Here is a 17,425-nt window from a genome sequence, read left to right on the forward strand (position 1 = left end):
TTTGATTTTGTTAAAAGCATAAAAATATGTGGTATCTTGATTGAAATAATTAAAAATTCTAACAATACATACTATGACGATTGTGACAGCTTTAGAGCTTGAAAAGCTCAAATACGAATTGAGTGGGTACATCAAACAAGTTCAACAATATAGCAACTTAGATAAAACGGTACTTTTCTATTCATATGGAGAAAAAACTGAACGCTGCCAGGTCTGGAACTCATCGTTTTCAACATTTTTGATTCTTGAAAAAGAACTTTTTGAATTTCTGGATCAGCAGTTCACAAGTAATAATAAATTAGCTGAATTATTAAAGTTTGATATTGCATACAATATTCAACAAGAAACATGGTATGAGATTGAGCAAACATTAAAAAATCAATTTCATAATAATCATTATCGTAAGGGCATCAGTTTTGATGAGAATTTTAAGATTAGTTTTTTAGAACAAGAGCTATATGGCAAAGCCATTATCCGAGGGTTAAGTTACGACACGCCCAATTTTTTTGATCAAAATAATCTCAATATTGCGATTATAAAAAAATATCCAAATAGCGATATAGTGCTAAAAATTAATGAAATTCAGCATATATGGACATTTGATACCCATGCTGTGTTTTACGAAAATGGACAACTATTACCATTACAAACGTGTTTTACTGAAAATGGGGTTCGTTATTTAACCGAATCTAAGCAACAACATTTAACTAAAATGATTAAAGGAAATGCTGAGTTTTTGTCTCAACAAATCCAAACGAATGGACAATTTATTTACGGTTTTTTTCCAGCCTATGACCGAGAAATTCGTAGCTACAATACAGTCCGACATTGTACGACGACTTATGCTTTGATTGAGACCTTGGCATTAGATTTACAACCAAACGTGGTGAGTAAAATTCAGTCTGCAATTGATTATGCATTGACAAATTTTTATGTCGAAAAAGATGATGATCTCGCTTACATGTTAGATGGTGCTGATTTGAATCAACTTGATGAAATTAAATTAGGTGCAAATGCAGCCGCAGTTTTAATGCTGACCAAATATCAAATTATGGTGGGGGACAAGTCTTATTTAAAATATGCAAAGGCTTTGGCGAATGGCATCTTATCCATGATCGATAAACAAGGGGAAACAACTCATGTGCTGAGTTTTCCAAGTTATGAAATCAAAGAAAAATTTCGCATCATTTATTATGATGGTGAATCTGCGCTCGCACTTTTACGGTTGTATCAGCTTGATAGTGATCCGCGACTATTAGAAACTGTTCAATTGATGTTTAAACAATTTATTGAAAAAAAATATGAGCGTTATCACGATCATTGGTTAAGTTACTGTACCAATGAACTTACTAAAATTTGTCCAGAAGAAAAATATTTTCAATTTGGGATTAATAATTATTTAAGACATATGATTTTTATTCGTAATCGTAAAACAGCATATGCAACTTTATTAGAAATGATGATGGCTGCTTATCAAATGGTATGTCGAGTGCGAAATTTAGGATTACATGAGTTATTTGTAAAATCGCAATTTGAAGATCTAAAAAAATTGATTGAGTTTCGCACTGAGTTTCAGCGTACTGGTTTTTTCTACCCTGAAGTGGCGATGTACATGGCATGCCCAGATAAAATCTTAAATGCTTTTTATGTTCGGCATGATCGTTTTCGGATTCGCATTGATGATCAAGAGCATAATCTTTCGGGCTATATTGCTTATGTTCAGCATTATCAAGATTGAATAATTGAGGCTAAATTATGGATGTACCTCAAGAAATAAAAATAATCAGTCAAATAGGACAAGAAAATTTTAAGCATGCTATTTGGCACAATCAAATTGAAGGAAGTTGTACACACTGGGTATTATTACTTTTGATATTTGAAAAAATCCAAAAAAATGAACTCAAATTGACTAATAAAATTCCAATCTCACAACGGTCTCAATTATATCCGCTTGATGTGACTCAAGTTGAAGATTCATATGAATTAGGATTTTTACTACAATATTTAGTTTTTACCCAGAGCTACGAACTCAGTTTGATCATTGCTAAATATATCTTTGGTGATGAAGGGCAAGCACTGAAAACAATTATTTCAAAAGCTAAAACATTTGGGATAGACATATCTTCTGACACGTATATTACGAATACGATTCAAAATTTATATGTCTTAGCCCGAGCTATTTTTAGTATGCCGATTGATTTGATTCGAGAAGTATTCATAAAAAAACTGAGTATTGACAGTCAAAAAATCAGACCAATTAGTTCTTTATTTACCTGTCATCAGTTAGATGCTGTTTTATGTATAACTAGCCAACATAAAAAATATTTTTTTACTTATTGTAATAAAAATCAGAATATTGGCATCTTTCAATTACTGGATGATATCCATCGTATTGATCATTTAATACCTTATTATCATTATTTTAATTCAGGTCTATTGCCTGCAAAGCAAATCTCTTTGAAAAGTCATTGCATCAATATTATTGGTGATACTTATTTCGGGGAATACTATACAAAACGAAGGAAAGCAAAAGGAATTGATGATGCTTTACAACGTTATGGTTATCAGCATTCTTTTGAAAGGATAAGACAATTTTTTTCTGAAGATGACCTCAATATTGCCAATTTTGAAGCTGTCTTTAACCTAGATGAATATTCATCTTTACACGGGAAAAAAGACTTTATCTTGGGTGCAGACTCACAGCAAACGCTGACTGAATTTAGGCGTGTTTATATCAATGCGCTGTGTCTTGGGAACAATCATTTAAAAGATTATGGCACTGAAAGCTTAACTCATAGCTTAGCGGTGTTAGATCAAAGTGAGATAAATTGGATTGGGGCAGGGAATAATCAGCAGCAAGCTCAACAATATTTTCAGATAAAAACTCAACAGCAAAATGTTGCTATTTTTAATGGGTATTGGCATAGAGAGAGTGCTTATCAAGATTATGATTTTTATGCACTTGGTGATCGTGCAGGTGTGGCTTGTTTAAATGCGATTTTATTTGAGCAGATCATGCAATATAGGCAGTTCCATCCAACGCATAAAATTATTGTCATTTGTCATTGGGGGCAAGATTTCCAAACAACACAAGTTGAACAAGAAAAATTGGCAGATATTTTGACTAAAATAGGCGTTGATTTGGTGATTGGACACGGTGCTCATACGATTCAACCGATTCAAAAAATTAATCATAAACCTGTTATTTTTGGGATTGGAAATGGGGTGTTTAATAGTAACGGAGAGTTTGAAAAATATCAGGCTTTAGCCTATGGCCTGATTGTCAAAATTAATCTAATCGAAAATGTAATAAAGCTTTATCCTATATATACAAATAACCTAGAAACTTTTTGGCAGCCTTGTACTGTGACTGATATTCAGTTTAAACAGGCAAAAGAAAATTTGACCACACGGCTGACCCCAAAGGACTTTTTCGAAGGGAAAGACCATCTAGGGCACTATATCGAGATGAACTTCTAAGGATATTTATAATAGTTATCTAAAATGATGCTGAGTTGTTCTGCGGTGAAACCTAAATTACGTAAACCTCCACTTCCGAGTTTACAATCGTAACTGGTCATAATATTGGTAGGTGTTGTTTTTGTTGCATCTGGCGCGCAAACATGCCCCAAACCAAAAGCATGACCCATCTCATGTATAGATGCTGCTTGAGTTTGATAATTTAAACGTTCCCAATCAATCAATATAAATGGACGACCTTGATTTCTAAAACCCCAACTGGTGATGTCACTGTATTTAAGTTTCTCAGTGTAGGAATCATAAATAATAAATAGAACCTCTTTACTTTTTCTGTGAGGGAAACAAGTGTCTATAGCATTGGGGAGGTCCTCAGTGATTAGCGGTGAAGCTTGATTTAATTGATTTGTGAGATCGCATTTCTTCTTTGTAAAGTCTTGATATGAGAGGTAGTGATTAATTTTAAATTTAAATATTTTTTGATTTTTTTCATCTACAAAGTAATGATTTAAAATTTCTAGTTCTTTATACATTTGCAGTTGAGTGTCTAATAATTTAGCTTGTGGTCGATTGATGGTAAAAATAAAACTAACGTATACGATTGGTAGATGATCTTTTGAGTCTATTGGGTATCGATAAGGCGTAATTTGAACATGAGATGATTGTTTAGTTGAGCAAGAGAGATTGATGCTTAGACAAAATATGATGAAGAAAACTGTTTTTAGCTGCATTTTTATTCTCTAAATACATAAGTTATTTTATTTCTCGTTTAAGCTTTTAAGTGTCGCTTTAATCATAGTATCAGATTTTTATAGGTTATTTTATGCAAGATACTAATGAACTACATCGACAAATATTAGAGGTTATCGCTTTGATTCCATATGGAAAAGTAGCGACCTATGGTCAAATTGCAAAATTAGCAGGTTTGCCTAAGCATGCACGTTTAGTCGGTTATGTTTTGAAGCATTTAGATAAGAGCAGTGAAATCCCTTGGTATCGAGTGATTAATTCACAGGGAAAGATTAGTGTCATTCGTATAGATGAAAATGGAAATAACATACAGCAAAGCTTGCTTGAACAAGAAGGAGTTTACTTAATGAATGCTAAGGTTAATTTGAAAATCTTTGGTTGGATGCCTTAATATAAAAAATAAACAGACTAGTTTGTATAAATGTCGTTGCTGTTATTATTATTTTATTTTACAATAATTGTACATAAAGAATACATATGTATAATTGGTACTTAAATGAAAAAATTAGCTGTTATGTGTGGGATTGCTGTTCTCAGTTTATCTGGATGTGCAAGTATCATGTCTGGAAGTTCGCAGACATTGACTTTTGCAAGTACACCTGAACTTAGTAATATTACGATATTAAATAAAGCAGGTAAAAAAGTTCATGTTGGACAAGCCCCTGTTACAGTGAGCCTTAAAAGAAGTTCGGGTTTTTTTGTTCCTGAAAAATACACTGTAATTTTCGAAAAAGAAGGTTATGAAACTAAAACTGTTGATATTTCAGCTCATGTAAATGGCTGGTATGTTGGAAATATTATTTTTGGTGGTGTGCTAGGGTTATTAATTATTGATCCTGCTACAGGTGCAATGTATAGCCTGAGTACAAAAGATACAAATGTTGTGCTTAAAGAATTGAATAAAGAAAATCTACAAGCAAACACTCAATCATTAACTATTGTTTCAACTACAGAGCTTTCAAAAGATGTATTACAAAAAGTTAAGCCTGTTGAATTAAAAACTCAATAATCAAAAATAACCCTTATGAAACTTAAGGTTTCATAAGGGTTGCGATGTTTTTTTAAACTAAAAAATCAGAATATTTAACGTACGACTAAAACAGGGATATGGCTTTCACCTAACACTTTTTGAGCCACACTACCTAAGATAAATTTTTTGAAACCAGTCCGACCGTGTGATCCCATAATAATTAAATCAGCACCTAAGTTCTGTGCAGCACTGATAATTTCTCCATTTACAGAGAAGCCTTCCAACACTTGAGTTGCGACTGTCAGTCCTAAAGCTTCAAATTTTTTTTCCGCTTTCGTTAAATTTTCTTGTACATAGCTACGAACGCGTTCAATCAATTCATTACTTTGACCGAGTCTAAGGTATGCATCTGCCAAATATGGGTCTAAGGTCATCACTTCAACAACAGTGATTTCACTATTTAGGGCTTTTGCAAGTTGAGCCGCTTGTTGAATGACATTATCGGAGATTTCAGAGTCATCAATTGCAACCAAGATTTTTTGATAGGCCATGTTTATTACTCCTTATTATTGCACTTTGAGTTGTTTCTAAATTTTTGTTTAAAATAAGATCTATGTTTTCATATTAAACTTATTAGTAGCATAATAAAACCTAGTAATTTTATAAGAATAATTAGATGTTAAAGCAGTTTTTAATTATTCAATCCATTGAAAAAATAATCTTTTTTTTAAATATTAAGGTGAATGTTAGATTTGGAAAGATTATAGACTTTGGTCTAAATATGAACATAAATCTACGAGTTGATCCGTCTGCAATTGTTCACGCATTTTTAAAATCTGCTTTTCATCTAAGTCATAGAGTTTAAGTGCGAGTAACTTTTCAATATCTTGTTCAGGAAAACGATATTTAATCACTTTAGCAGGTACGCCGCCAACAATCGCATAAGGTGGCACATCTTGGGTAACCACAGCACCAGTGGCAATCACAGCACCTTCACCCAATTTCACGCCCTGCATAATCATGGCACGACTACCAATCCAGCAACCATCGGCAATCACGGTATCACCAGCAGGTAGAAAGCTGCGTGTATCGAAAGGGAAGGTTGAGATCCAATCGGTACGGTGGAGTTGATTACCGCCCATCATAATAACGCATTCAGCACCAAAACAGACAAAGTTACCGATATGGAGCTGATCAATTGGCTTTTCAGGTGTAGATGCTTTGTCATGCAGATAACGGACTACACAACGTTCAAAGCCCTGATCCCAATAAGCAGAATAATAAGAATAATTACCTTTGATATGGATATTTGGATTTTTTACTGTTTTGGAAATAAATTCGAATTCACACCAATGTTTAACAGGGGAGTTGATCAATGAATCCATAACTAAGACAAAATACTAAAAGAAATCGGCGCTATTATAGCTTTTATATCAGGAGAGAGCGTTAGTTGAAGAAGAATTTCCAAAACCAAATCAACAAACATTGAATTTGATTCGGAAATACAAAGTCTAGAATAACATACAGTGTACTGCATTGGTCATAAGAATGATATGGAAAGCTCATACGATTACAACAGCAATCCATAGGATTATTCTAGTAATCTCATACATAATGCTACTGATCAGTCGATCTTGCATTCCTTTATTACATTTTTATTGTATTTAGAAATAGGATGCTCTTGAAACAAAAGAACCATTCAATCGGTTAAAAATTTATTTTAAATATAATTGGGTAAATTTTGCATATTTAATTTAATCGAAGTTATTGGTAATAAAATTATGGGTTTAAAGGAAAAGAATAAAAAAATATTGAACTGAATTCATTTATAAATACATAATATCTGAATTATAACAAAAGGATAAATATTAATGATTGAACCAATAAATGAAAGTTCAATTTTAAAAATTATTGGTGAAAAACTTTTATATATACATGATTTAATTGATTTAGCATTTGAAATTAAAAGAAAATTGAGAAGTAGGGAGTTAGATTTCTCTGTATTAATTCAGCCATATAGTGGTTCTGAATGGGAAAATCTGACAATGATGATTCCATATCTTCCGCGAGAAATCGTAGAAGAAAACTTAGATCAGTTATTAGAAGGTTTTATGGATTTAAATTGGCCTGGCTCTAGAATTTTGTATGGATACTTAGCTGAGATAGATATTCATAAGCTAAAAAATTCTTTTGATCGAGTCATTGATAAGGCAATAGAGAAGGATGATACCGAATGGGTATATTTTCTTTGCGTCTTCATGAATGATGAAAGAGTTGGCATGAAAGATTCTTTTATTCCAGAGATTGCAAAGAGTCGTTCATTTCTAAAATCTCACGATATGGATTATGATTGAAACTCTTAGGATTAAAACGATTTCTAAGTTTTTTAAAAGCTAATAAAAGAAAAATAAATGAGAAGAAAAACCCCTCAAATAGAGGGGTTAGTGACTTGGAATTAAATATATTCCACGCTCACGATTTCGTATTCAACTTCACCTTGCGGTGTCTGAATTTTTGCTTCGTCGCCTTCGCTTTTACCTAAAAGACCACGGGCAATCGGTGAATTCACTGAGATTTTATTGATTTTAAAATCTGCTTCATCATCACCTACGATTTTATAAGTCTTACGCTCTTCAGTGTCTAGGTTTTCGATGGTTACTGTAACGCCAAACACAACACGACCATTTTGTTCAAGTGTTTTGACATCAATCTCTTGAGCTGCACCCAGTTTGCCTTCGATATCCTGAATACGACCTTCACAAAAACCTTGCTGTTCACGTGCAGCGTGATATTCAGCATTTTCCTTTAAATCACCGTGCTCACGAGCTTCCGCGATCGCTTGGATAATACGTGGGCGATCCACTGTTTTTAGCTGTTGTAATTCTTTCTCTAAGGCAACCTTGCCTTCAGGAGTCATAGGATAACGTTGCATTTCAGTCCCTCTAAATTGGTTGGGAAAATACAGGATTAAAAAAAGAAAAAGCCCGCCACCGATAAGGTGACGGGACTTTATCGGTAGAGAATTAACCTACAGTTTGTAAATCTTGCAAGCGGTATACATCCATTGGCAATTTCACAGCAAATGCTTGGCAAACAGCCTCAGCACCATTAATGGTCGTAGTGTAATACACTTTACCTTGTAGGGCAGCACGACGAATCATGGCAGAGTCATATTGAGCTTGTTTGCCTTCAGTTGTGTTGACAATAAGATGAATCTCACCATTTTTCAAGCGGTCTACAATATGTGGACGACCTTCAGTGACTTTATTGACAGCTTCACATTCTAAACCAGCTTCTTTCAGCACTTGGTAAGTACCATTAGTCGCAACTAGTTTAAAACCATAAGCAATTAACTGTTTTGCAATGTTGGCGATGTATTTCTTGTCTGATTCACGTACAGATAAGAAAGCATGCTTCACTTCACCTTCAGTTGGTAAGCCAGGTAAACGTTCGTTTGAACCAAGTACTGCTTTGTAGAATGCTTCACCGAAAGTTTGACCGACACCCATCACTTCACCTGTAGATTTCATCTCAGGTCCAAGCATTGGATCAACACCTTGGAATTTAGCAAATGGGAATACAGCTTCTTTTACTGCAAAGTGAGTCGGGATGATCTCTTTGGTGAATCCTTGAGATTCTAAAGATTGACCAGCCATACAACGTGCAGCAACTTTTGCTAAAGACTCACCAATACATTTAGAAACGAAAGGAACAGTACGTGATGCACGTGGGTTCACTTCGAGTACATAAATGTCGTTGCCTTTTACTGCAAACTGAACGTTCATCAAGCCGATTACGCCAAGTTCTTTTGCCATCGCAACAGTTTGACGACGCATTTCATCCTGAACTTCTTGTGAAAGAGAGTAAGGAGGGATTGAACATGCTGAGTCACCTGAGTGAATCCCTGCTTGTTCGATGTGCTGCATGATACCGCCAATCACAACGTCTTTACCGTCAGATACGCAGTCTACGTCAACTTCAGTTGCATCATCTAGGAAACGGTCAAGTAGAACAGGGGCTTCATTTGAAGCTTGAACTGCTTCACGAAGGTAGCGTTTTAGCTCATCTTCGTTATAAACGATTTCCATTGCACGACCACCCAATACATAAGATGGGCGAACAACCAGTGGATAACCCACTTTTGCTGCTTCTGAAATACCTTCTTCAGCAGATTTAACGATGCTGTTGTTTGGTTGACGAAGCTGTAGACGTTGAATCATTTGTTGGAAACGTTCACGGTCTTCTGCACGGTCAATCGCATCAGGAGAAGTACCAATGATTGGTGTACCTGCTTCTTCTAAAGCACGTGCCAATTTCAATGGTGTTTGACCACCGTACTGTACGATTACGCCTTTAGGCTTCTCTGTACGTACGATTTCAAGTACATCTTCAAGTGTTACAGGTTCGAAGTACAAACGATCTGAGGTGTCATAGTCAGTTGAAACTGTTTCAGGGTTACAGTTCACCATGATGGTTTCATAACCGTCATCACGCATTGCAAGCGCAGCATGTACACAGCAGTAATCAAACTCGATCCCTTGACCAATACGGTTTGGACCACCACCAATCACCATGATCTTATCGCGGTTAGATGGATTTGCTTCACATTCTTCGTCGTAAGTTGAGTACATGTAAGCTGTGCCAGATTCGAATTCGGCAGCACAAGTATCAACACGTTTATAAACTGGATAGACACCCAAGTTCCAACGTTGCTTACGGAATTGCTTTTGTGAAATACCCATTAAGTCAGCAATACGAAGGTCAGATAAACCTTTGCGTTTGAATGAACGAATATTATCAGCGTTTAAATCACCAAAACCTAAAGTTTTTACTTGAGCTTCAGTTTTGACGATGTCTTCGATTTGGATCAAGAACCAACGGTCGATCTTAGTTGCTTCGAATACGTCATCTAATGAGAAACCATGACGGAATGCATCAGCTACATACCAAATGCGCTCAGGGCCTGGAACTTTAAGTTCTTTTAAGATGATATCTTTGGCATTGGCAGTACCAACTTCGATTTTTTCATCAAAGCCACTAACACCCACTTCAAGACCACGAAGCGCTTTTTGAACAGATTCTTGGAAGTTACGACCAATTGCCATCACTTCGCCCACAGATTTCATCTGAGTCGTCAATACAGGCTCAGCTTGTGGGAATTTTTCGAAGTTGAAGCGAGGAATCTTGGTTACAACATAGTCAATTGCTGGTTCGAAGCTTGCAGGAGTGATACCACCAGTGATGTCATTTTTCAATTCATCAAGGGTATAGCCAACTGCAAGTTTTGCCGCGATTTTCGCAATAGGGAAGCCTGTTGCTTTAGATGCAAGCGCAGATGAACGAGAAACACGAGGGTTCATCTCGATCACAACCATACGACCGTCTTTCGGGTTAATACCGAATTGAACGTTTGAACCACCTGTTTCAACACCGATTTCACGAAGAACAGCAACCGATGCATTACGCATGATTTGATATTCTTTATCTGTCAATGTTTGCGCAGGGGCAACAGTGATTGAGTCACCTGTGTGTACGCCCATTGGGTCAAAGTTTTCAATCGCACATACGATAATACAGTTGTCGTTTTTGTCACGAACAACTTCCATTTCGTATTCTTTCCAACCAATTAAAGATTCGTCGATCAATAATTGTTTAGTTGGAGAAAGATCGAAACCACGTTCGCAGATTTCAATAAATTCTTCTTTATTGTATGCGATACCGCCACCAGAACCACCCATGGTAAATGATGGACGAATGATCACTGGGAAGCCGAAACGTGACTGAATTTCCAGTGCATGTTCCATACTTTCAGCAACATCGGCACGAGGACATTCCAAGCCGATTTTACGCATGGCGATATCAAACAGTTTACGATCTTCTGCTTTTTCAATCGCTTCTTTTGATGCGCCAATTAATTCAACATTGTATTTCTCTAAAACACCGTTGGCATCTAATGCAAGTGCACAGTTCAATGCAGTTTGACCGCCCATCGTTGGAAGGACTGCATCTGGGCGTTCTTTTTCAATGATTTGAGCAACAGTCTGCCAAGTGATTGGCTCGATATAAGTTGCATCCGCCATTGAAGGGTCAGTCATAATGGTTGCTGGGTTAGAGTTCACCAAAATAACACGATAGCCTTCTTCACGAAGTGCTTTACATGCTTGTGCACCTGAGTAGTCAAACTCACATGCTTGACCGATCACAATTGGACCTGCACCAATAATTAAGATGCTTTTAATATCCGTACGTTTAGGCATTATTCGCTCCTTAATTACTTCTTAGATGCTTCAATAAGTTCGATGAAATGATCGAACAATGGAGCACAGTCATGTGGACCAGGGCTTGCTTCAGGGTGACCTTGGAAGCTGAATGCTGGTTTATCAGTGCGATGAATACCTTGGTTTGTACCATCAAACAGTGAACGATGTGTCACTTTTAAGTTTGCAGGTAAAGTACTCTCATCTACAGCAAAGCCGTGGTTTTGAGAAGTAATCATCACTGTACCATTCTCAAGATTTTGTACAGGATGGTTTGCACCGTGATGACCATGATTCATTTTCATGGTCTTCGCGCCAGAAGCGAGTGCTAGAATTTGGTGACCTAAACAAATACCAAATACAGGTAAAGTCGTAGTTTCTACAATGGTCTTTACTGCTTCAATTGCATAGTCACATGCTGCTGGATCACCAGGACCATTTGACAAGAACACGCCATCTGGATTTAAAGCGAGCACTTTCTCAGCAGGAGTTTGTGCAGGAACAACTGTTAATTTACAACCGCGGTCTGCGAGCATACGTAAGATGTTGGTTTTGACACCATAATCGTATGCAACGACATGAAATTTAAATTCAGGTTGAGTAAAGCCTTGACCTAAAGTCCAAGAACCTTCAGTCCATTCAAAGCCTTCAGGATCACAGCATTCTTTTGCAAGGTCTAAACCATTTAAACCACCGAAGGCACGTGCTTTCGCAATTGCTTCTTCTTGAGTTATATTTTCGCCAGCAAGGATGCAACCGTTTTGCGCACCTTTGTCACGTAAAATACGTGTCAATTTACGTGTGTCAATATCAGCGATTGCAACAACATTATGTTGTTCTAGATATTCACTTAAAGATTGTTCTGAACGGAAATTACTATGTAATAAAGGAAGATCACGAATAATTAAACCGTTCGCCCATACTTTATGGATGCGACCTGATTCAACGTCTTCGCTATTACAGCCTGTATTTCCAATATGAGGATAAGTCAGCGTCACAAGTTGTTGCGCATAACTTGGGTCAGTCAAAATTTCTTGGTAGCCAGTCATGGCTGTATTAAAAACGACTTCACCAGTCGTACTTCCCGATGCACCGATAGACGTTCCTTTAAAGATCGTTCCATCTGCGAGGGCTAAAATGGCGGGGGTGCTCAAACCAAAGCTCCTGAACTAAAACCACAAAAATAGGGCTGTAAAAAAGCGAGAAGACATAAAAAAAGGCAGGCTGTCTTTAAAAACATGCCCCTCCTTCCAGTCTGCTCGCTTGTAACTTAACAGCGCATTATACGCATGAGTAGTTCAAAAGTCTATCTGTTTTATTGGTTAAAGCGAGTAATTGTAGTTTTTCTTTTATAAGCTTGACTGTTGTTATGTCTATTGCCAAATCAATCATTCTTCTATCTATATCATGAGATATTATGCAAATTGTCTAACAATTTTTTCATAGTCTAAAAGTAAAGCGTTTTATCTTATATTTAGCCAAAAAATCAACAAACAATATAGAGGGGAAACACAATGGCTGATAATCAAACTACACCAGCAACTGAAGAAGTTAAAGAAGTTGTGGTTGAAAAAACAGCGAAAGCAAAAGAAGTCGTTGCAGAGAAAACTGCTGAAGTCAAAGAAGCTGTTGCTGAAAAGACGGCAGAAGTGAAAGAGGTGGTTGCTGAGAAAACTGCAAAAGCGAAAGAAGTTGTAGCTGAAAAAACAGCGAAGGCGAAAGAAGTGATTGCTGAGACTCAGGAACAAGCGAAAGAAGTGATTGCTGAGACTCAAGAGCAAGTGAAAGAAGTATTAGCTGAAACTCAAGAAAAAATTGAGGCTGAAGCGAAAGAACTCAACCAAAATATCCAAAATCAGCTTGCACAAATTAAACAAGATATCTTGCAGCGTATTGATGTCATTAAAACTCAACTGAATTCCTCACAAGGCAATTTAGTTGAATTAACGAATGCATTAAAAACTGAGTTAAATGCTTTAATTGAAGATTTAACGAAGGTGAGCAAAGAGTTGAAAGATGATATTAGTCAAATTTCAGTGAAGCATAAAGATACTTTGGTTGGTAGTTTTAAGCGCACTAAAGAGCAAGCAGTAGAAGCTTGGAATAAAGTTCGCGCTAGCTAACAAGTATTTAAATAAAAAGCGAGATCATTCTCGCTTTTTTATTTTTTAGAATTGATGTAACCAATCACGTTTATTATGAAAGTCGGCTTGTGGGCTACTATGTTGCATTGCAAAATAGTGATTACCTTGAGTGGTATTAAAAACCGCACTTAAACCTAAATATAAGTCAGACCATTTCAATTTATTTTGTTGCATAAATTTAGATAAATCTAGACTGACATTTAAACCATAATGTGTGCGTTGCAAATGGTTCAACTCAATGTCATATGCAGCAACGGGCGGCATATCCTCAGGGAAGCGATATTCTTCAAATTGATAGGCTTGCCAAGCTTGAGAGGGAGAAAGATTGATTTCACGATAAAAATCTTCATCTTTCACGCCAATAAAAATCTCAAAACAAGTCTGTTCCCACAAAAAGTCTTGGCGAGGATGAGCCTTGACTTGATCTGGATAAATCAGAAATTGATTGGGATCACGAACCCAAAAACCAACATTTAATGTCGCTGGTGTTTGTTGCTCAATTGCTCCAACGACAGTAATAGCATTAAAGCGATCGAAAGCAGAAAGTTCATAACTTGCCATTTTGATTACTTGTTACTTAAGTGAGCAAAACGAACTAAATTAGAAAGATGCTGGTTTTGTTTTGCTGCTTTTTTATAAAGCAAAACAATTTTACCAATTTTTTGTACAGATTCAGCACCTGTTGCTTCAACCAGTGCATCAATTACTGCTGCACGTGCATCACGATCTTCACCTGCAATTTTCACTTTAATGAGTTCATGATCATTTAGTGCGCGATGAGTTTCTTCAATGACGTTTTCTGTAAGACCTTGGCCACCAATCATTACAACTGGATTAAGTGCATGGCCAATTTGACGTAAACGCTTACGTTCATGGATAGATAAAGCCGCCATTAAAAATACCTGATTGGGAAAACAACCTAGTATAACTTGCATCCCGTTTCTAAGATAGATTTAGCAGACAGGCACTTGAAACAAATATGTGAAAATTAGGCAAATAGCCAATTATGACAATCGGAAAAAATCTGTAAAAGTTCGTGTGAATGAACTACATCCGTACTGTAATGGGAGTAATTTTCACGTACAATGACCAATCAGAAGTTTTTTGAAATTTAGTGAGTTATGGCGACACGCATTACCAATCAAAAATTGTCTAAAAGCAGTCGTGCATGGATGAGAGAGCACTTAGATGACCCTTTTGTAAAGAGAGCGCAGAAGGAAGGTTATCGCGCACGTGCAGCATATAAATTACTTGAAATCCAAGAAAAATATAAAATGATCAAGCCGGGTATGACAGTTGTCGATCTTGGTGCAGCACCAGGCAGTTGGTCACAAATTGCAGGTAAATTAGTCGGCGCAAATGGTTTAGTGATTGCTTCAGATATCCTCGCAATGGACGCTCTTCCAGATGTGACATTTTTGCAAGGCGACTTCCGAGAAGAAGAAGTTTTCGAAAAATTGTTAAATATTTTAAATGGACGTCAAGTAGACGTTGTAATTTCAGATATGGCCCCCAATACATCAGGTAATAGGGCTGTCGATCAACCACGCCAGATTTACTTATGTGAGTTGGCATTAGATTTTGCTCAAAAAGTTTTAGGCCCAAATGGACAGTTTATTGTTAAAGTGTTCCAAGGTTCAGGATTTGATGAGTTCAGAAAACAAGTTGTCGATAGTTTTGATGTATTAAAAACAGCCAAACCTGCGGCATCTCGTGCTCGATCAAAAGAAGTTTTTTTGATTGGTCAAGGTCGTAAAAAGGCATTGCAATAAAAGTGTACTTGCCAAGTTGTTAAAAATTGTGCATTTTGTACCTTTTAAGTTTTTTGCAACGCAAATTCATTGCTGTTTTTGTGAAGGTCAGCCAAGATTAGGTATGATCAAATTAGATTGATATGGGAATAAAGCCTTGAGCGATTACTTCAAGAATGCCGTATTGTGGCTCATCATACTCGGTGTTCTGATTTTGATTTTTAGCAACGTCAGTGACCGCAATAAGCCTGCAGCGATGAAATATTCTGATTTCGTTGCAGCGGTGAATGCTGGGCAAATTAAACAAGTCACAATTGACGGTTTAAACATTAGTGGTGAAAAAACCAATGGTTCTTCTTTTGAAACGGTTCGTCCACAAGTAGAAGACACTGAATTGCTTCCAAGCTTGAATAAACAGAATGTAGTCGTTGAAGGTACTGCGCCACAACGTCAAGGCATTTTGATGCAACTTCTCATTGCAAGCTTCCCTGTATTACTGATCATCTTATTATTCATGTTCTTTATGCGTAATATGGGTGGGGGTGCTGGTGGCAAAAACAGCCCAATGAGTTTTGGTAAGTCAAAAGCTAAAATGTTATCTGAAGATCAGATTAAAATTACGTTTACTGATGTTGCAGGTTGTGATGAAGCCAAGCAAGAAGTGGTTGAAATTGTTGACTTCTTAAAAGATCCTTCTAAGTTTAAACGTCTTGGTGCAACCATTCCTCGTGGTGTACTGATGGTTGGTCCTCCAGGTACTGGTAAAACATTATTGGCCAAAGCAATCGCAGGTGAAGCTAAAGTTCCATTCTTTAGTATCTCGGGTTCTGACTTCGTTGAAATGTTTGTTGGTGTCGGTGCTTCACGTGTTCGTGACATGTTTGAACAAGCTAAACGTCATGCACCATGTATCATTTTCATCGATGAGATTGATGCTGTTGGTCGCCATCGTGGTTCTGGTACAGGAGGTGGTCATGATGAGCGTGAACAAACCCTGAACCAAATGCTTGTTGAGATGGATGGTTTTGAAGGTAATGAAGGTGTGATTGTCATTGCAGCAACTAACCGTGTTGATGTACTTGATAAAGCATTACTTCGTCCAGGCCGTTTTGACCGCCAAGTGATGGTTGGTTTACCTGATATCCGTGGTCGTGAGCAAATTTTAAATGTTCATTTGAAGAAACTTCCATCTGTTACAGGTGTAGATGTTAAAGTTCTTGCACGTGGTACTCCAGGATTCTCTGGTGCGCAACTTGCAAACTTAGTCAACGAAGCTGCGTTGTTTGCTGCTCGCCGTAATAAAAATACGGTCGATATGCATGACTTTGAAGATGCAAAAGACAAGATTTACATGGGTCCAGAACGTAGATCGATGGTTATTCGTGAAGAAGAACGTCGTGCGACTGCTTACCATGAAGCTGGACATGCAATTGTTGCTGAAATTTTACCGGGTACAGATCCAGTGCATAAAGTAACAATCATGCCACGTGGTTGGGCATTGGGTGTAACTTGGCAGTTGCCTGAACAAGATCAAACCAGCCATTACAAAGATAAGATGTTGAATGAGCTTTCAATTTTATTCGGTGGTCGTATTGCCGAAGAAGTGTTCATTAATCAAATGTCGACAGGTGCATCAAACGACTTTGAACGTGCAACTAAAATGGCGCGTGCAATGGTGACCAAATATGGTATGTCTGATGCCCTTGGTGTAATGGTTTACGAAGATGAAAACCAAAATGGTTTCTTTGGTAATGTGGGTAGCCGTACAATTTCAGAAGCAACTCAGCAAAAAGTTGATGAAGAAGTACGTCGTATCTTGGATGAACAATATAAAGTTGCTCGTGATATCTTAGAAAATAATAAGGATATCGCACATGCAATGGTGAAAGCGTTGATGGAATGGGAAACCATTGATCGCGACCAAATCCGTGACATTATGGAAGGTCGTGAACCACAACCGCCTAAAGTTTATATTGCTGAAAATCCAGTGGCTGCATTTGAACCACCAAAAGATGGTCCATCTACACCACCACCATTACCAGCAATGGGCTAATCATTGAATTCAAAAAAGAGCCG

General features: G+C 37.0%; 16 protein-coding genes. 8 read left to right on the forward strand and 8 right to left on the reverse strand.

Going from position 1 to position 17,425, the window contains the following annotated elements; translation table 11 throughout:
• Window positions 1–73: 73 nt before the first annotated feature.
• Together AC0JIQ_RS03895 and AC0JIQ_RS03900 are read left to right on the forward strand one after the other, a co-directional pair.
• On the forward strand, window positions 74–1,738 hold the full coding sequence (locus AC0JIQ_RS03895) for a poly alpha-glucosyltransferase (protein ID WP_474202692.1): 1,665 nt from the start codon (window positions 74–76) through the stop codon (window positions 1,736–1,738).
• Window positions 1,739–1,755: 17 nt separating this feature from the next.
• Entirely contained in the window at window positions 1,756–3,480 is a 1,725-nt protein-coding gene (locus AC0JIQ_RS03900) for a CapA family protein (protein WP_474202693.1), read from the forward strand.
• Here the strand turns inward: AC0JIQ_RS03900 and AC0JIQ_RS03905 are convergent.
• A complete protein-coding gene (locus tag AC0JIQ_RS03905; RefSeq protein WP_474202694.1) occupies window positions 3,477–4,208 on the reverse strand; it encodes a zinc metalloprotease in 732 nt (243 codons plus the stop codon). The two genes, AC0JIQ_RS03900 and AC0JIQ_RS03905, sit on opposite strands and share 4 nt — an antisense overlap.
• A 92-nt stretch (window positions 4,209–4,300) precedes the next feature.
• On the opposite strand from AC0JIQ_RS03905, the gene AC0JIQ_RS03910 reads away from it, so the two are divergent.
• Both AC0JIQ_RS03910 and AC0JIQ_RS03915 read left to right on the forward strand, forming a co-directional pair.
• Window positions 4,301–4,618, forward strand: a complete 318-nt coding sequence (locus AC0JIQ_RS03910; protein WP_474202695.1) for an MGMT family protein — start codon at window positions 4,301–4,303, stop codon at window positions 4,616–4,618.
• Between the two features lie 105 nt (window positions 4,619–4,723).
• Window positions 4,724–5,236: a hypothetical protein gene (locus AC0JIQ_RS03915; protein ID WP_474202696.1), complete on the forward strand. Its 513-nt coding sequence runs from the start codon at window positions 4,724–4,726 to the stop codon at window positions 5,234–5,236.
• A 74-nt stretch (window positions 5,237–5,310) separates the two neighbouring features.
• On the opposite strand, the gene AC0JIQ_RS03920 is transcribed toward AC0JIQ_RS03915, so the two are convergent.
• Together AC0JIQ_RS03920 and AC0JIQ_RS03925 are read right to left on the reverse strand one after the other, a co-directional pair.
• The gene (locus AC0JIQ_RS03920) at window positions 5,311–5,748 is read right to left on the reverse strand and encodes a universal stress protein (RefSeq protein WP_004660790.1); all 438 of its coding nucleotides are present in this window, start codon (window positions 5,746–5,748) and stop codon (window positions 5,311–5,313) included.
• A gap of 210 nt (window positions 5,749–5,958) precedes the next feature.
• The gene (locus AC0JIQ_RS03925; protein ID WP_474202697.1) at window positions 5,959–6,582 is read right to left on the reverse strand and encodes a CatB-related O-acetyltransferase; all 624 of its coding nucleotides are present in this window, start codon (window positions 6,580–6,582) and stop codon (window positions 5,959–5,961) included.
• 486 nt (window positions 6,583–7,068) lie between these two features.
• Between AC0JIQ_RS03925 and AC0JIQ_RS03930 the strand changes: the two genes are divergently transcribed.
• Window positions 7,069–7,551, forward strand: a complete 483-nt coding sequence (locus AC0JIQ_RS03930; RefSeq protein WP_474202698.1) for a DUF5071 domain-containing protein — start codon at window positions 7,069–7,071, stop codon at window positions 7,549–7,551.
• Window positions 7,552–7,652: 101 nt separating this feature from the next.
• Here AC0JIQ_RS03930 and greA read toward each other — a convergent pair whose 3' ends face one another.
• The 3 genes from greA to carA all read right to left on the reverse strand — a co-directional run bounded on the left by greA (window position 7,653) and on the right by carA (window position 12,608).
• Complete coding sequence (gene greA, locus AC0JIQ_RS03935) at window positions 7,653–8,129, reverse strand: transcription elongation factor GreA (RefSeq protein WP_004660795.1); 477 nt, start codon at window positions 8,127–8,129, stop codon at window positions 7,653–7,655.
• A 91-nt stretch (window positions 8,130–8,220) separates the two neighbouring features.
• Window positions 8,221–11,454 carry a carbamoyl-phosphate synthase large subunit gene (carB, locus tag AC0JIQ_RS03940; RefSeq protein WP_046738773.1) on the reverse strand — a complete coding sequence of 1,078 codons (3,234 nt, stop codon included), beginning with the start codon at window positions 11,452–11,454 and terminating at the stop codon, window positions 8,221–8,223.
• Window positions 11,455–11,468: 14 nt separating this feature from the next.
• Window positions 11,469–12,608, reverse strand: a complete 1,140-nt coding sequence (gene carA / locus AC0JIQ_RS03945) for a glutamine-hydrolyzing carbamoyl-phosphate synthase small subunit (RefSeq protein ID WP_474202699.1) — start codon at window positions 12,606–12,608, stop codon at window positions 11,469–11,471.
• A 360-nt stretch (window positions 12,609–12,968) separates the two neighbouring features.
• Between carA and AC0JIQ_RS03950 the strand changes: the two genes are divergently transcribed.
• A complete protein-coding gene (locus AC0JIQ_RS03950; RefSeq protein ID WP_004660802.1) occupies window positions 12,969–13,577 on the forward strand; it encodes a hypothetical protein in 609 nt (202 codons plus the stop codon).
• Between the two features lie 45 nt (window positions 13,578–13,622).
• Here AC0JIQ_RS03950 and AC0JIQ_RS03955 read toward each other — a convergent pair whose 3' ends face one another.
• Both AC0JIQ_RS03955 and yhbY read right to left on the reverse strand, forming a co-directional pair.
• Window positions 13,623–14,159, reverse strand: a complete 537-nt coding sequence (locus AC0JIQ_RS03955) for a DOMON-like domain-containing protein (protein ID WP_087536935.1) — start codon at window positions 14,157–14,159, stop codon at window positions 13,623–13,625.
• Between the two features lie 5 nt (window positions 14,160–14,164).
• Window positions 14,165–14,491, reverse strand: a complete 327-nt coding sequence (yhbY, locus tag AC0JIQ_RS03960) for a ribosome assembly RNA-binding protein YhbY (RefSeq protein ID WP_004660805.1) — start codon at window positions 14,489–14,491, stop codon at window positions 14,165–14,167.
• A gap of 228 nt (window positions 14,492–14,719) precedes the next feature.
• On the opposite strand from yhbY, the gene rlmE reads away from it, so the two are divergent.
• Window positions 14,720–15,370, forward strand: coding sequence for a 23S rRNA (uridine(2552)-2'-O)-methyltransferase RlmE (gene rlmE, locus AC0JIQ_RS03965; RefSeq protein WP_314371050.1), 651 nt, complete (start codon window positions 14,720–14,722; stop codon window positions 15,368–15,370).
• 136 nt (window positions 15,371–15,506) lie between these two features.
• A complete protein-coding gene (ftsH, locus tag AC0JIQ_RS03970; protein ID WP_004660808.1) occupies window positions 15,507–17,402 on the forward strand; it encodes an ATP-dependent zinc metalloprotease FtsH in 1,896 nt (631 codons plus the stop codon).
• Window positions 17,403–17,425: the final 23 nt, after the last annotated feature.

This window comes from Acinetobacter sp. FB (genome assembly GCF_056033405.1).

What these genes read in the sequence shown, in the direction of transcription:
- yhbY (WP_004660805.1), bottom strand. Translation starts at nt 14,491, where the DNA reads ATGGCGGCTTTATCTATCCATGAACGTAAGCGTTTACGTCAAATTGGC.
- greA (WP_004660795.1), bottom strand. Translation starts at nt 8,129, where the DNA reads ATGCAACGTTATCCTATGACTCCTGAAGGCAAGGTTGCCTTAGAGAAA.
- AC0JIQ_RS03895 (WP_474202692.1), top strand. Translation starts at nt 74, where the DNA reads ATGACGATTGTGACAGCTTTAGAGCTTGAAAAGCTCAAATACGAATTG.
- AC0JIQ_RS03905 (WP_474202694.1), bottom strand. Translation starts at nt 4,208, where the DNA reads ATGCAGCTAAAAACAGTTTTCTTCATCATATTTTGTCTAAGCATCAAT.
- AC0JIQ_RS03930 (WP_474202698.1), top strand. Translation starts at nt 7,069, where the DNA reads ATGATTGAACCAATAAATGAAAGTTCAATTTTAAAAATTATTGGTGAA.
- AC0JIQ_RS03900 (WP_474202693.1), top strand. Translation starts at nt 1,756, where the DNA reads ATGGATGTACCTCAAGAAATAAAAATAATCAGTCAAATAGGACAAGAA.
- rlmE (WP_314371050.1), top strand. Translation starts at nt 14,720, where the DNA reads ATGGCGACACGCATTACCAATCAAAAATTGTCTAAAAGCAGTCGTGCA.
- AC0JIQ_RS03955 (WP_087536935.1), bottom strand. Translation starts at nt 14,159, where the DNA reads ATGGCAAGTTATGAACTTTCTGCTTTCGATCGCTTTAATGCTATTACT.
- AC0JIQ_RS03920 (WP_004660790.1), bottom strand. Translation starts at nt 5,748, where the DNA reads ATGGCCTATCAAAAAATCTTGGTTGCAATTGATGACTCTGAAATCTCC.
- carB (WP_046738773.1), bottom strand. Translation starts at nt 11,454, where the DNA reads ATGCCTAAACGTACGGATATTAAAAGCATCTTAATTATTGGTGCAGGT.
- AC0JIQ_RS03950 (WP_004660802.1), top strand. Translation starts at nt 12,969, where the DNA reads ATGGCTGATAATCAAACTACACCAGCAACTGAAGAAGTTAAAGAAGTT.
- AC0JIQ_RS03925 (WP_474202697.1), bottom strand. Translation starts at nt 6,582, where the DNA reads ATGGATTCATTGATCAACTCCCCTGTTAAACATTGGTGTGAATTCGAA.
- AC0JIQ_RS03915 (WP_474202696.1), top strand. Translation starts at nt 4,724, where the DNA reads ATGAAAAAATTAGCTGTTATGTGTGGGATTGCTGTTCTCAGTTTATCT.
- AC0JIQ_RS03910 (WP_474202695.1), top strand. Translation starts at nt 4,301, where the DNA reads ATGCAAGATACTAATGAACTACATCGACAAATATTAGAGGTTATCGCT.